The sequence below is a fragment of the Vibrio rubrogenes genome (assembly GCF_059641415.1).
Genome location: NZ_JCARSY010000007.1, coordinates 24,683 through 38,066 on the forward strand (window position 1 = coordinate 24,683; position 13,384 = coordinate 38,066).

15 protein-coding genes are annotated in these 13,384 nt (G+C 43.7%); 7 read left to right on the forward strand and 8 right to left on the reverse strand.

All coding sequences use genetic code 11. The features are described 5' to 3' along the window. Positions 1–72 precede the first annotated feature (72 nt). The 6 genes from AC55NX_RS07025 (at position 73) to AC55NX_RS07050 (ending at position 6,337) form a co-directional block, all read left to right on the forward strand. A complete protein-coding gene (locus AC55NX_RS07025; protein ID WP_496995097.1) occupies positions 73–1,935 on the forward strand; it encodes a beta-glucoside-specific PTS transporter subunit IIABC in 1,863 nt (620 codons plus the stop codon). A gap of 77 nt (positions 1,936–2,012) precedes the next feature. Beyond that, on the forward strand, positions 2,013–2,879 hold the full coding sequence (gene licT / locus AC55NX_RS07030) for a BglG family transcription antiterminator LicT (protein WP_496995098.1): 867 nt from the start codon (positions 2,013–2,015) through the stop codon (positions 2,877–2,879). Between the two features lie 293 nt (positions 2,880–3,172). Continuing rightward, positions 3,173–4,177, forward strand: a complete 1,005-nt coding sequence (gene argF, locus AC55NX_RS07035) for an ornithine carbamoyltransferase (RefSeq protein ID WP_496995099.1) — start codon at positions 3,173–3,175, stop codon at positions 4,175–4,177. A gap of 274 nt (positions 4,178–4,451) precedes the next feature. Continuing rightward, positions 4,452–5,381: an aspartate carbamoyltransferase gene (pyrB, locus tag AC55NX_RS07040; RefSeq protein WP_496995100.1), complete on the forward strand. Its 930-nt coding sequence runs from the start codon at positions 4,452–4,454 to the stop codon at positions 5,379–5,381. A gap of 15 nt (positions 5,382–5,396) precedes the next feature. Further along, positions 5,397–5,861: an aspartate carbamoyltransferase regulatory subunit gene (gene pyrI / locus AC55NX_RS07045; protein ID WP_059119826.1), complete on the forward strand. Its 465-nt coding sequence runs from the start codon at positions 5,397–5,399 to the stop codon at positions 5,859–5,861. A gap of 89 nt (positions 5,862–5,950) precedes the next feature. Next, positions 5,951–6,337 (forward strand): RidA family protein, encoded by a 387-nt coding sequence (locus AC55NX_RS07050; RefSeq protein WP_496995101.1) that lies wholly within the window; start codon positions 5,951–5,953, stop codon positions 6,335–6,337. A gap of 117 nt (positions 6,338–6,454) precedes the next feature. Here the strand turns inward: AC55NX_RS07050 and AC55NX_RS07055 are convergent, their stop codons facing one another. From AC55NX_RS07055 to mlaF, 8 genes are all read right to left on the reverse strand, one after another. Continuing rightward, a complete protein-coding gene (locus AC55NX_RS07055) occupies positions 6,455–7,198 on the reverse strand; it encodes a 1-acylglycerol-3-phosphate O-acyltransferase (protein WP_496995102.1) in 744 nt (247 codons plus the stop codon). Positions 7,199–7,290: 92 nt separating this feature from the next. Next, entirely contained in the window at positions 7,291–8,556 is a 1,266-nt protein-coding gene (murA, locus tag AC55NX_RS07060) for a UDP-N-acetylglucosamine 1-carboxyvinyltransferase (RefSeq protein ID WP_496995103.1), read from the reverse strand. A gap of 9 nt (positions 8,557–8,565) precedes the next feature. Continuing rightward, positions 8,566–8,820 (reverse strand): BolA family iron metabolism protein IbaG, encoded by a 255-nt coding sequence (ibaG, locus tag AC55NX_RS07065; protein WP_496995104.1) that lies wholly within the window; start codon positions 8,818–8,820, stop codon positions 8,566–8,568. Between the two features lie 17 nt (positions 8,821–8,837). Then, positions 8,838–9,146 carry an STAS domain-containing protein gene (locus AC55NX_RS07070; RefSeq protein ID WP_496995105.1) on the reverse strand — a complete coding sequence of 103 codons (309 nt, stop codon included), beginning with the start codon at positions 9,144–9,146 and terminating at the stop codon, positions 8,838–8,840. Beyond that, a complete protein-coding gene (gene mlaC, locus AC55NX_RS07075) occupies positions 9,143–9,778 on the reverse strand; it encodes a phospholipid-binding protein MlaC (protein WP_496995106.1) in 636 nt (211 codons plus the stop codon). Before mlaC ends, AC55NX_RS07070 begins: the two co-directional genes overlap by 4 nt. A 3-nt stretch (positions 9,779–9,781) precedes the next feature. Beyond that, entirely contained in the window at positions 9,782–10,291 is a 510-nt protein-coding gene (gene mlaD, locus AC55NX_RS07080; protein WP_496995107.1) for an outer membrane lipid asymmetry maintenance protein MlaD, read from the reverse strand. Between the two features lie 2 nt (positions 10,292–10,293). Further along, positions 10,294–11,085: a lipid asymmetry maintenance ABC transporter permease subunit MlaE gene (gene mlaE / locus AC55NX_RS07085; protein ID WP_496995108.1), complete on the reverse strand. Its 792-nt coding sequence runs from the start codon at positions 11,083–11,085 to the stop codon at positions 10,294–10,296. Continuing rightward, on the reverse strand, positions 11,075–11,878 hold the full coding sequence (gene mlaF, locus AC55NX_RS07090; RefSeq protein ID WP_496995109.1) for a phospholipid ABC transporter ATP-binding protein MlaF: 804 nt from the start codon (positions 11,876–11,878) through the stop codon (positions 11,075–11,077). The genes mlaE and mlaF overlap by 11 nt, the downstream gene beginning before the upstream one ends. Positions 11,879–12,408: 530 nt before the next feature. Between mlaF and AC55NX_RS07095 the strand changes: the two genes are divergently transcribed. Then, the gene (locus tag AC55NX_RS07095) at positions 12,409–13,374 is read left to right on the forward strand and encodes a calcium/sodium antiporter (RefSeq protein ID WP_496995110.1); all 966 of its coding nucleotides are present in this window, start codon (positions 12,409–12,411) and stop codon (positions 13,372–13,374) included. The last annotated feature ends 10 nt before the right edge of the window (positions 13,375–13,384 follow it).

A 13,384-nucleotide genomic window follows, 5' to 3' on the forward strand; every position in this document is an offset into this window, starting at 1 on the left:
TACCATCCTCTCATAGATTTATGACTTTAATATATCAATTTGTTCAGTACCTTATTATTAAGAGGAATTTTTATGAACACTAAAGAGCTAGCTTCCAACATTTTGCAAGAAGTTGGTGGTGAAAGTAACGTAGCTTCGTTAGTTCATTGCGCAACACGTTTACGTTTTAAAATTGTAGACATAAATAAAGTAAACATGAACGCACTCAATGAACTCGATGGCGTTATCACAGCAATTAACTCTGCTGGACAAATTCAAGTTGTTATTGGTAATCGAGTTTCAGATGTCTACATGGAATTTGGTTCTATTTCATCAATCCTGAGCGAAAATAAAAAATCAAATACAAATAATGATGCGACAGAAAACAAAGGAAATATACTAGAAAAGTTGGTTGATGTTGTTTCATCTATTTTTACACCATTATTAGGCGCCATGGCAGCATCAGGTGTACTGAAAGGGGTCCTCTCTATTCTAACGGCACTGGATCTACTCTCTCGTACACAAAATGAATATATTATACTCTCCGCTGCATCTGATAGTATTTTTTATTTTTTACCAATTCTATTAGCAATCACATCCTCAAGAAAATTTGGTGCCAATACATTTGTCTCTGTCTCTATTGCAGGTTCAATGATCTATCCAACGATTCAGGCTCTCTATGAGAACGGTCAAGATGTGGCGTTTTTTGGTATCCCTGTTATTTTAATGAAATATACAGGTTCAGTGCTTCCAATCATTCTTTGCATCTGGGTGACCAGCTATTTAGAGAAGAAATTAAAAGATTTATTCCATGATAGTATTCGTAATATAGTGACACCGTTTTTGTTAGTTACAATCATGGTACCACTGACTTTAATGTGTATTGGTCCTGTCAGTGTAACTGTCAGTACATCGGTGGCTAATGTCTTCGTTGGCATATATAAATTCAACCCAATCATCGCTGGTGCGCTCTTCGCAGCATTCTGGCAAGTCTTCGTTATTTTTGGCGTTCATTGGGGCTTTGTTACGCTGTTCATCAATGATTTATCGATTCTCGGTCGAAGTTACCTTAAAGCCGCAACCGGGCCGGCTGTATTTTCACAATCAGGCGCCTTGTTAGCCGTTATGGTACGAACTAAAGATGAAAAAATGAAAGCCTTAGCGGGGGCTGCATTTATTACTTCATTATTTGGTATTACCGAACCCGGTGTCTATGGTGTGACACTGAAGCTGAAAAAACCATTCATATGTGCAGTCATTGCCGCAGGTTGTGGTGGTGCCATCGTCGGCTATGCTCAAAGTTCTGCGATTTCTATGGGAATGGTCAGCTTACTGACAATACCTATTTTTTACGGCCCGGGCTTCACTGGATTTATTTTAGGCTGTCTCATCGCTTTTGTTATCAGTTTTGTACTGACTTTGATTGTTGGGTTTCAGAATACAGCCAAAGAGCAACCCGAGGTATCTGCACCTACTAATCTTTCGAAAAATGAGTTACCAAAACTCGTCGGAGACAAACTGCTCGTTGCCGATAAAATGATGAGTCTTCCGATTAAAGGTGAGGTTATTGCATTGGAAAGTGTTGATGATAAAGTATTTTCCTCTGGAGCTGTCGGCGATGGCATCGCAATTATACCGGCAGAAGGGTGCGTGTACGCACCAACAAGTGGAATAATTGCTCATACCTATAATAGCAGCCATGCAATTGGATTACTTTCAGATACTGGTGTAGAAATTTTGATTCATGTCGGCATTGATACCATACAGTTACAAGGTAAATATTTTACGATGCATGTCAAAGAAGGTGATCGTGTCGTAGAGGGGCAATTATTAATTGAATTTGATAAAGATTCGATAATCAATGCGGGTTACCAAGTTGTAACACCGTTTGTAATTACTAACGTTGCCACAGTTCAACAGCCCGAAACATCAACTTTAACACCTCACATGTCTTGACAATATAGTCAACAATAAACCTTAATGAATGTGAGGTAAGTAAAATCAACAATAATCGTATGGGCGGATGATTATTGTTGAATTTTTTAGGTGCGATGATGAAAATTGACCGAGTTTTGAATAACAATTCAGTATTAGTCATTACAGATGATGGAAATGAATCTGTTGCATTAGGAAATGGCATCGGATGGGGAAAAAAGAAAGGCGACCTCATCCAAGAATCTGATATTGAAAGCCATTTTTTTAAATCTCAGGGTGGTATTCATGATTTCTTTGCTGATATTTTATCAGAGATACCTCCCATTTACCTTACTCTGACTGATCAAGTGATCAAAATGGCACGTGAGGATTTACAGATCGAGCTCCAAGATACATTATTTTTATCTCTTTGTGACCATATTAATTTTGCTGTTTTACGTTACAGAAAAGGGATGGCTATCCGTAATCAATTTTATTGGGAAATTAAGCAATTCTATCCTTTAGCATATTCCGTCGGAGAAAAAGCTTTAGCATTGATCAACAAGACATTAGAACTTGACATACCAACAGATGAGGCCGCTTTTATTGCGCTTCATCTCGTCAATGCTGCCAGTGAAAATAACATGAAAAATGTTATACAAACGACTGAAATAGTGAAGGATATATTGAGTGTTATCAAATATGATTTAAATATTAATTGGAATGTTCAAGATATCAATTATCAACGCCTACTGACACATTTAAAGTTTTTCGCCCAACGTCTTTCTAATAAGAATCTAGTTGATCATGATCAGATATCTTTATATGATGACATTGACCAACGATTAAGCCTATCCTGGAACACAGTGAATAAAATTGAAACTTATTTAAGTAAAAAACATAATTACACTCTGACTTATGATGAAAAGGCCTTTTTAACTATACACATAGAACGTGTGCGTAATATAAATTTGTCCAATTCATAGCTATCGTGTCTAGTGTACAGGATGTTGATACTCGATAAAGTCAATCAGAGATAGAAAGGTGTTACGTTAATCAATTGCCAAAAGACTCCCCTCTCCTGCCCTTGATACACCACAATCAAGCAATAGCCTCTTTGCAATAACTGAGGCTGGATTTATAGAAAAATATGCAGTAAAAGAGAAAAAACGTGGGTGACCATGAATAAATTGCCATTTTTTTAAACTATTTATTCACATTATAGGGTATTCTATGGTTTACTAGTCATATTAGTGGTGATCTCTTGCAGGACTGAAGTATGGCTTTTAATTTACGCAACCGCAATTTTCTCAAACTTCTCGATTTTACACCAATCGAGATCCAATTTTTGCTGGATCTGGCAACAGATTTGAAAAAAGCAAAGTATGCCGGTACCGAGCAGAAAAAACTGCTGGGCAAAAATATTGCGCTGATTTTTGAAAAATCATCCACCAGAACCCGTTGCTCGTTTGAAGTAGCCGCCCATGATCAGGGCGCACAAATTTCTTATATTGGCCCGTCTGGTTCGCAGATTGGCCATAAAGAGTCGATGAAAGATACCGCTCGGGTTCTCGGCCGCATGTATGATGGTATTCAATACCGTGGTTATGGTCAGGCTATCGTTGAAGAGTTGGGAACTTATGCCGGCGTCCCCGTCTGGAACGGGTTGACTGATGAATTCCACCCGACGCAGATTCTGGCCGACTTCCTCACCATGCAAGAACATAGCCGTGGTAAACATCTCTATGAAATTTCCTTTGCCTATCTGGGCGATGCCCGTAATAACATGGGTAATTCACTGATGGTCGGTGCCGCTAAAATGGGAATGGATATTCGCCTTGTGGCACCTAAATCATTCTGGCCGGAAGAGTCGCTTGTCAAAACCTGTCAAGAAATCGCTAAGACCACAGGGGCAACCATTACGTTGACCGAAGATGTTGCCACCGGTGTCAAAGGGTGTGATTTTCTCTATACCGATGTCTGGGTATCGATGGGCGAAGCACCCGAAGCTTGGGACGAACGCGTCGCCTTGATGACACCTTACCAAATCAACATGCAAACCATTCAACTCACGGGCAATCCACATGTTAAATTTATGCATTGCCTCCCCGCATTTCACAATGATGAAACAGTTGTTGGTAAAGAAATCGCTGAGAAGTATCGCATGCAGGGACTGGAAGTAACGGAAGAAGTCTTTGAGTCTGATTATTCGATTGTGTTTGATGAGGCGGAAAACAGAATGCACACCATCAAAGCAGTGATGGTCGCAACGCTTGGCGCTTAACATTCTCTGCTTACAGAGGCTGGGATTTATTCTGGGCAGACACGATGTAATCGCTTGCACTCAATCAAGTTAAGCGTATAATTCCGAGCAATTTGTCTCAGAGGGAACATCATGAGCGTTCGGGGTCATTCCGCAACACAGTCTTATCAACGCTGCATTGGGGTAAGCAAAGACACTTGCCTCATCTTATGGTTCTCCTTTGTTACTATTTTTGAAAGCCTCCCTGATCGGGGGGCTTTTTTATGGCTGTCAGAAAATACTAGGGAAGATGATCATGACGAATTCGCTATATAGAAAGCACATCATCTCAATCTCTGAACTCACACGTGACGAGTTAGAGTTGATTGTCAACACAGCAGGTCAGCTGAAAGCAACACCTCAACCGGAATTGATCCGCAATAAGGTCATTGCCAGTTGCTTCTTTGAACCATCAACACGGACGCGGCTCTCTTTTGAAACCGCGATTCAACGGATTGGTGGTAACGTGATTGGATTTGATAACAGTGGTAATACATCACTGGCGAAGAAAGGCGAAACACTGGCGGATTCCGTACAAATCATCTCTTCTTATGTAGATGCCTTTGTCATGCGTCACCCACAGGAAGGTGCCGCGCGTCTGGCTTCAGAATTCTCTAACGGTGTCCCCGTCATCAACGCCGGTGACGGTGCCAATCAACATCCGACCCAAACCTTGCTCGATCTCTTTACCATTACCGAAACACAAGGACGTCTCGATGGGATCAACATCGCGTTCGTCGGTGACCTGAAATATGGTCGTACCGTTCACTCTCTGACTCAGGCTCTGGCGAAATTTAACAACAATCGTTTCTTCTTTATCGCACCGGATGCACTGGCTATGCCAGACTATATCTTAGAAGAGCTGGAAGAAGCAGGTCATGAGTATAGTCTGCATACTGATATTGAGAGTGTGATTCCTCAAGTGGATATTCTCTATATGACTCGGGTGCAGAAAGAACGCTTTGATGAATCGGAATATGCGCATATTCGCTCGGCTTATATTCTTTCTGCCGCCCAACTTCAGGACGCAAAAGAGAATATGAAAGTCCTTCATCCCCTGCCACGCGTCGATGAAATCACCACGGATGTCGATCAAACACCACACGCTTATTTCTTCCAACAGGCAGAAAATGGCGTCTACGCACGCGAAGCACTGCTTGCGCTTGTGCTGAATGAAACACTGTAAAGGGAGCAAATGATCATGCCAAAAGATTCACAATTACAGGTAGAAGCCATTAAAAACGGCACCGTTATCGACCATATCCCGGCACAAATCGGCATTAAGGTGTTGAAGCTTTTCGATATGCATCAATCTTCTCAGAAGGTAACTATCGGGCTGAATCTGCCTTCATCAGCATTAGGGATTAAAGACTTACTGAAGATCGAAAATGTCTTCATCAACGAATCCCAAGCCAACAAACTGGCGCTGTATGCACCTCATGCGACGGTCAACCAGATTGAAAACTACAAGGTTGTGAAAAAACTCGCGTTGAAACTGCCACAACGCGTGAATAATGTCTTTGCCTGCCCGAACACCAACTGTATCTCCCATGATGAACCCGTAGAAAGTAGTTTTAGCATTGTGGAGAAGAAACAGGATATTCGGTTGAAATGTAAGTATTGCGAAAAGGTTTTCTCAAGAGAAATCGTCACAGAGCGAACTTAAATTCCCCCGGAGGATTGAAGCTTTACCTCCGCTCTGAATCAAGGCAAACTGACCTTTCTGAAGAAGCAACATGTAATGGATAGAAAACAATGACAAAAGTAATTCATACAGAATCAGCGCCGGTAGCTATCGGGCCATACGTTCAAGGTGTTGATTTGGGTAATCTCATCATGACGTCCGGACAAATCCCGGTTAACCCGGTCACAGGCGAAGTACCGGTTGAAATTGCAGCGCAAGCCCGTCAGTCTCTGGAAAACGTCAAAGCCATCATTGAGTCTGCTGGTTTAACGGTCGCCAATATTGTGAAGATGACTGTTTTTGTCAAAGATCTCGGTGACTTTGCGACCGTCAATGAAGTGTATGGCAAGTTTTTCGATGAGCACAACGTTGCAAACTATCCGGCTCGCTCTTGCGTTGAAGTCGCACGCCTGCCCAAAGATGTTGGCATTGAAATTGAAGCCATCGCTGTCCGTTAAGCCGATTTGAAGTGTGTTTGGTTTGGCTTGATACACTGACTGATGCGCACGCCGCTAGAAAGAAAAAGGTTGATATTGCTATCAACCTTTTTCATAAGCGCGGTAAACCAGTTCGTATCAGTTAATCACTGATCCTCGCCCCTGATTTAAAACAGAAACCTCTTGATCCAACGATTCAAGCTTCTCTTTCATCACTTTATGACACTCTTTCGCCAAGCGACGAACGTCTTCTTTTTGCAAGCCTTCAGTCGGAATCGGTGCCATCATCTCAACGATGACATGACCATTATTCCAGCGGTTTAATTTCAGATGACTGGTCGAGCTACATACAATTGGTACAATCGGTACACCCGCGGCAATTGCAGCATGAAACGCTCCGACCTTAAAAGGTAATAATCCTCGCCCACGAGAGCGTGTTCCTTCCGGAAACATCCACACCGAGACATTGTTATTTTTGACACTATCGACCACCTGATCAATCGTGCCTTTCGCTTTGGCTTTATTGGCACGATCAATCAAAATATTGCCCGCCAGCCAATAGAGCTGCCCGAACAAAGGCAGCCATACCAGACTTTTCTTCCCGACGGTAACCACTCTCGGTGTGACAGCCGCAGAAACGGTAAACATATCCCAGTTACTCTGGTGATTAGCAATATAAATACTTTGCGTCTGCTGAAGTGCATTCTCCGGCAGGCGCAGCTCAAGTTTGATCCCGAACAGGCGGGACATACGAGCAAACAATCGACCAAATGTATAAACATGCTTCGGATTGCGAGGGCTCAATAAACAGTAGCCACACCCGAAGATAAACATGAATAGCGCAAATATCACGACAACAAACACACGTAATAGTGCAATCATTCTGTTCTCCTAAATCAGGGCTGCCATCAACACCAGCCCCACAATAAAAAAGCCGAAACCCTTCTTCAGTTTCGACTCAATTCGACAATCAATTAACCGGCGTCACTGAACCTTTCAATCGTTGCGCCCAGTGAGGACAATTTGTCTTCAATACGCTCATAGCCGCGATCAATATGATAAATTCGATCAACGATAGTTTCACCTTTGGCAATACATCCGGCAATAACCAGACTGGCTGAAGCACGTAAGTCCGTCGCCATGACCTGAGCACCACTCAATCCATCAATATCACCACAGATCACGGTGTTCCCTTCGATCTCCGTTTTCGCTCCCATTCGCATTAACTCGGGCACATGCATGAATCGATTTTCAAAAATCGTTTCGGTAATCACGCCACTGCCCTTTGCTATGATATTGAGTAACGTAAACTGAGCCTGCATATCGGTCGGAAACCCTGGGTGTGGTGCCGTCCGGACCGATACCGCTTTCAGTGTTCGTCCCGTCATATCCAGCGAAATCCAGTCGTCACCAATTTCAATCAATGCACCGGCTTCTTCCAATTTCGCTAAGACAGACTCAAGCAGATGCGCATGAGTGTTGCGGCAAACGACCTTACCACCAGAAACGGCTGCTGCCACCAGAAATGTACCAGTTTCAATCCGGTCAGCCACAACGGTATGTTTACCGCCCCCTAACCGTTCAACCCCTTCAATGGTGATCGTATCTGTGCCTGCACCGGAAATTTTCGCCCCCAATGTGTTCAAAAACATGGCAGTATCGACAATTTCCGGCTCACGCGCGGCATTATCTAAAACGGTCACGCCTTCGGCTAATGTTGCTGCACACATCACCGTGATCGTCGCACCGACACTCACTTTATCCATGACAATGTGCACGCCTTGCAAACGGCCATCCACAGTCGCTTTCACATAACCGTCTTCCAACACGATTTTAGCACCCAGTTGCTCCAGCCCCTGAATATGTAAATCGACAGGACGCGCACCAATCGCACAACCGCCTGGCAGAGAAACCTGTCCTTGACCAAAACGGGCAACCAGTGGGCCCAATGCCCAAATGGAGGCGCGCATCGTTTTGACCAAATCATAAGGTGCACAGTATTGATTGATACGGCTAGGATCAACGTGCACTGAACCATTTCTTTCAACTTTTGCACCTAATTGCTGCAATAAAGCCATGGTCGTATCAATGTCACGCAGATGGGGAACATTGGCGACTTCAACTGGTTCTTGAGCCAGAATCGATGCAAACAGAATCGGAAGCGCTGCATTTTTGGCCCCGGAAATAACCACTTCGCCCTGTAAAGGTCGATTTGCTCCGGTTACTCGAAATTTTTCCATGAATCAACCTTACAAAGACATCAGTTTTTTATCGCGTTTCCATTCTACCGGGGTGTAGGCTTTGATGGAAACGGCATGAATTTCATTACGCTGAATATATGCCATTAAAGGGGCGTAGATAAATTGCTGTTTCTTCACTCGGCTCATTCCATTGAAGCATTCATCAACTGCGATCACTTCAAAATGGCTGCCTTCCCCTTTAACATGGATTTCGTGAAGATGAAGTGCCTCATCTAAAATCTCTTGTACTTGTGCACTATCCACTATCTACCCCTAATTACTTATTCTGAAATATGGTCTGTTACGAGCGACTCAATGTTACTTAACTGAAATAACATGTGAAGTTGCTCTGGCACGAAACTGAGCATTATATGGCAGTTTCGCTTTTTTGCATGTTCTATTAAATGAATCAGCAACACCATGCCTGCGGAATCGACCCGCACCACATTTTCGAGTGAAAGCATGATTTGCTTATGAGTCGGTTGCCACTGCTGCAGAAACTGCCATAGTCCGGGGACAGTTTCTCGATCCAGCGCACCACTCAACTCAATATTGCCTTGTTCAAGCGGATGCCACTGAGGATGTGTCATGACTTTTTCTCAATTGTTATCGGTTGCTGAGAGAGTGTTTTCAACTCGTTTGCCACAGCTAATATACCATCGCTATTAATTTTACCACTCCACTCCGAACGTTTACTGGATAGCATACTGATACCTTCAGCGATCATATCGAAAGCCTGCCATTCGCCTGACTTCGATTTTCTCAGTTGAAACTCAAGTTTAATATCAGGATTCGGTGTATCGATAATATTGACCATCACAGTTGTAATCCGGTCTGTTGTATCGATTTTTGGCTCCGGTCCAAATGTAATTTCTTGATCACTGTATTGCGTTAAAACCTGCGCATAACTACTAATGAGATAGCCTTGAAATGCATCGATAAATGCCAGCACATCATCCTTCTTGGCACCTTTCAGGTAAGGGCCTAACAGTTTTAACGCCGCGTACTGATAATTGACATAAGGCATCAACTCATCTTTTACGATCACTTTCAGATAGTTCGGATCTTGATGAATCTTACTTTGCTCAGATTTCAAACGCTGAAACGTCTTTTCTGACACCTGCTTCATCATCTGATAAGGATTGTGCATATCAATGGTTTTCGCCTGACCGGTCATCGAACAGAATAAAACTACCAGTAGCATCATATAGCGCATTAACATCCCTTACTCCTTCGTGTCTGCCTGACTTTTCTTATCATCAGCGGAATTACCACTCCGATAGAGGAACTGCCCAATCAGATTTTCCAACACTAATGCAGACTTAGTATCTTCAACCTTGTCACCATTGCCCAGTAACTCAGTTTCATCTCCCCAGACAAATCCGGGCACCAAACTAATATACTGTTCACCAATCAACCCGGATGTCAAAATCTGAAGACTGGATGTCGCGGGAAATTCTTTATATTGGCTGCTGATTGACAATTTTACCATTGGCTTTAATGATTCCGGATCCAGACTGATTTCAGAAACCCGACCGATAACCACACCGCCAACTTTGACGGGAGAACGAACTTTCAGACTACCGATATTGTCAAACTCCGCAGTCAGTTGATAACTATCATCCGCTCCCAGACCTTTTACATCAGCAACTTGAAAGATCATCACCAAAATTGCGCAAATTCCGGCAATAACGAAAGTGCCCACCCAAAATTCTATTGTTCGTGTTTGTTGCATGTTTAGTTCCCAAACATCAGTGCAGTTAAAACAAAATCAAGACCTAAAACAGCGAGAGACGAATAAACGACTGTTTTCGTTGTCGCTCGGCTGATACCTTCAGAAGTTGGTATCGCATCATACCCATTAAACAGGGCAATCCATACGATGGTAAAAGCAAACGCAAAGCACTTCACCATACTGTTACCAATATCATGACCTAACTCGACGGTTGCCTGAATCGTTGACCAAAAACTGCCATCATCAATCCCTTTCCAGTCCACACCAACCAACTGTCCTCCCCAAATGCCGACAGCCATAAAGATCATCGCCAATACAGGCATCGAAATCACACCGGCCCAAAACCGAGGTGCGATAACGCGTTTCAATGGATCAATGGCCATCATTTCAAGACTCGACAACTGCTCGGTGGCTTTCATCAAACCAATTTCAGCCGTCAGTGCCGAGCCTGCTCGTCCGGCAAATAGTAATGCGGTCACAACCGGCCCTAATTCACGTAACAACGATAGTGAAACCAGTGTTCCCAAACTGCCTTCTGCCCCATAATCGACCAGAATGACATAGCCCTGCAAACTCACAACCATGCCGATAAACAATCCCGACACAATGATAATGGCCATGGATAACACGCCGACACTGTAGATTTGCTTGATCAACAGCGGAAAATTTTTCACCGGATGAGGCCGACTCATTAAAGCACCAAGCAACATAAATGTCGCACGACCAAATGCTTCACAAATATCAAAGGTTCTCCGCCCGGTCTGAACGGCAAACTGAATAAAACTAGCCAACATGAAATAGGTCCTTCTCAAGTGACGGCGCAGGATAGCGGAAAGGAACCGGCCCGTCAGCTTCACCCTGTAAAAACTGTCTGACTCGTGGATCATTGTTCTGGAGTAATGACTCAGGCGTGCCTTTCGCAATAATTTTTCCGTCGGCCAGAATATACACCCAATCCGCAATACTCATCACTTCCGGAACATCATGAGAAACAACAATAGACGTGATTCCCAAGGCTTGATTCAGATGACGAATTAGTTCAACCAAGACTCCCATCGTCATTGGATCCTGTCCGACGAATGGCTCGTCAAACATAATCAACTCAGGATCCAGTGCGATTGCCCGGGCAAGTGCCGCACGACGCGCCATCCCACCGGATAATTCACTCGGCATCAGATAAGCCGCGCCTCGTAAACCGACCGCTTCGAGTTTGAGCAATACTAGTGTTCGAATGAATGTTTCACTCAATTCGGTATGCTCCCGTAGCGGGAATGCCACATTATCGTATACGTTCAGATCGGTAAATAACGCACCGGACTGAAACAACATACTCATTTTCTTGCGCGCCTGATAAAGCTTGTTTCGCCCCAAAGCAGGGATATTTACTCCATCAAACCAGATTTCTCCGGATTCAGGCAGAAGTTGCCCACCAATCAGACGGAGCAAGGTCGTTTTCCCGATACCGGAAGGCCCCATAATCGCGGTGACCTTTCCCTGTGGGACATGGAGTGACACATCATCAAAAATCTTTCTGTCACCACGAGAAAACGTCAGATTGTTAATCGTTACCAGATCAGACTCGGACATACACAGCCTATCGTTCCTTTCCTATGTTCAATTGTTCGTCACGTCTCCGTCATGAACAAAAAACGCAATCATAAATATAATTTCAAAAATTTAAAGCTCTGCATCATGATGCTGCTGCTCCCGTGATGCCTTCTAAAACATCAGTACAGAGAATCACGCCAGACGAGTTCTATCATACCATCACTGGCGCAAGAAGCATTGACTTACTTTTCCGCATCAAACTCCGACACATTCGCCTTGTCGAAAAAACGTACTGTCCGAACCAGTTTGACATCCCTATTTCCCATTTTGATGGTAATATGCTCCTCCTTTGTCAGCGCGCTTACAGGTGTCCGACAAATATCGATAGAGAATACCATCCGGTCACTGACATGGTTTGCTGAGCAACATTTTGAATTCACTCTAAAAGAGAAATAAATCTAAATTTGCAACCTTTTGATGGATAAATGAAGCGGTTTCACTTTTCTTTTGCAAGCCAAAACGTCAAAATCGACGGTTAAATATTTTATCTTTACCCACTAGGAATACACATGCTTACAGCTGTTGCTTTATTGATTGTCGGACTCATCTTACTGGTATGGAGTGCAGACCGGTTGGTTTTTGGCTCTGCAGCACTGGCACGCAATGTTGGGATTTCACCGTTGGTGATCGGTATGACGATCATTGCAATGGGCTCATCAGCGCCAGAGATGATGGTCTCTGCAACGGCAGCGCTCGCTAATAAAACCGATACCGCTGTCGGTAACATACTGGGCTCTAATATTGCCAATATCGCCTTAATTCTGGGTATCACAGCACTGATTAAACCATTATCCATTAACTCAGAACTGCTGCGCAGAGAACTTCCGTTTATGATTGGAGTCACATTATTATCCGGTGTGATTCTCTGGGATGGGCACCTTGGTTTCTATGAAGGCGTCTTGCTCTTTGTTGTGTTTGCCATATTCATTCTGGCAATGCTCAAAATCAGCCGCAGTGAAAGCAATCAAAAAGACCGGCTGCTGGCTGAGCAGGAGTCAGAAGTACCAGAAGGCGTCAATAGCAAAGTAGCAATATTCTGGGTCATTGTCGGCCTGATCCTGCTACCACTGTCTGCAGAGCTTCTCGTAAATAATGCCGTCATCATTGCAAAATACTTTGGCATGAGTGATCTCGTCATCGGTCTGACGATTATTGCGATCGGGACTAGCCTGCCAGAACTCGCAGCCTCTCTGGCTGGGGTACTTAAAGGTGAAGATGATATGGCCGTGGGTAATATTATCGGTTCGAATGTGTTCAACATTCTGGCAGTGATGGGGCTCCCCGGGATTCTGAACCCTTCAGTCATCAGCGAATATGCCATGGGACGAGATTTTTGGGTCATGTTGGGGCTTTCTCTGCTCTTAGTCGTCATGGCGTTAGGAAAATCCCGGAGCATTAACAGAATCGAAGGGTTTATTCTATTCGTTATATTTATTGTCTATCAGACTTATTTATTCATGAATATGGGCGCTTAGCAAGAGAGAA

What these genes read in the sequence shown, in the direction of transcription:
- AC55NX_RS07025 (WP_496995097.1), top strand. Translation starts at nt 73, where the DNA reads ATGAACACTAAAGAGCTAGCTTCCAACATTTTGCAAGAAGTTGGTGGT.
- argF (WP_496995099.1), top strand. Translation starts at nt 3,173, where the DNA reads ATGGCTTTTAATTTACGCAACCGCAATTTTCTCAAACTTCTCGATTTT.
- pyrB (WP_496995100.1), top strand. Translation starts at nt 4,452, where the DNA reads ATGACGAATTCGCTATATAGAAAGCACATCATCTCAATCTCTGAACTC.
- pyrI (WP_059119826.1), top strand. Translation starts at nt 5,397, where the DNA reads ATGCCAAAAGATTCACAATTACAGGTAGAAGCCATTAAAAACGGCACC.
- AC55NX_RS07050 (WP_496995101.1), top strand. Translation starts at nt 5,951, where the DNA reads ATGACAAAAGTAATTCATACAGAATCAGCGCCGGTAGCTATCGGGCCA.
- AC55NX_RS07055 (WP_496995102.1), bottom strand. Translation starts at nt 7,198, where the DNA reads ATGATTGCACTATTACGTGTGTTTGTTGTCGTGATATTTGCGCTATTC.
- murA (WP_496995103.1), bottom strand. Translation starts at nt 8,556, where the DNA reads ATGGAAAAATTTCGAGTAACCGGAGCAAATCGACCTTTACAGGGCGAA.
- AC55NX_RS07070 (WP_496995105.1), bottom strand. Translation starts at nt 9,146, where the DNA reads ATGACACATCCTCAGTGGCATCCGCTTGAACAAGGCAATATTGAGTTG.
- mlaC (WP_496995106.1), bottom strand. Translation starts at nt 9,778, where the DNA reads ATGTTAATGCGCTATATGATGCTACTGGTAGTTTTATTCTGTTCGATG.
- mlaD (WP_496995107.1), bottom strand. Translation starts at nt 10,291, where the DNA reads ATGCAACAAACACGAACAATAGAATTTTGGGTGGGCACTTTCGTTATT.
- mlaE (WP_496995108.1), bottom strand. Translation starts at nt 11,085, where the DNA reads ATGTTGGCTAGTTTTATTCAGTTTGCCGTTCAGACCGGGCGGAGAACC.
- mlaF (WP_496995109.1), bottom strand. Translation starts at nt 11,878, where the DNA reads ATGTCCGAGTCTGATCTGGTAACGATTAACAATCTGACGTTTTCTCGT.
- AC55NX_RS07095 (WP_496995110.1), top strand. Translation starts at nt 12,409, where the DNA reads ATGCTTACAGCTGTTGCTTTATTGATTGTCGGACTCATCTTACTGGTA.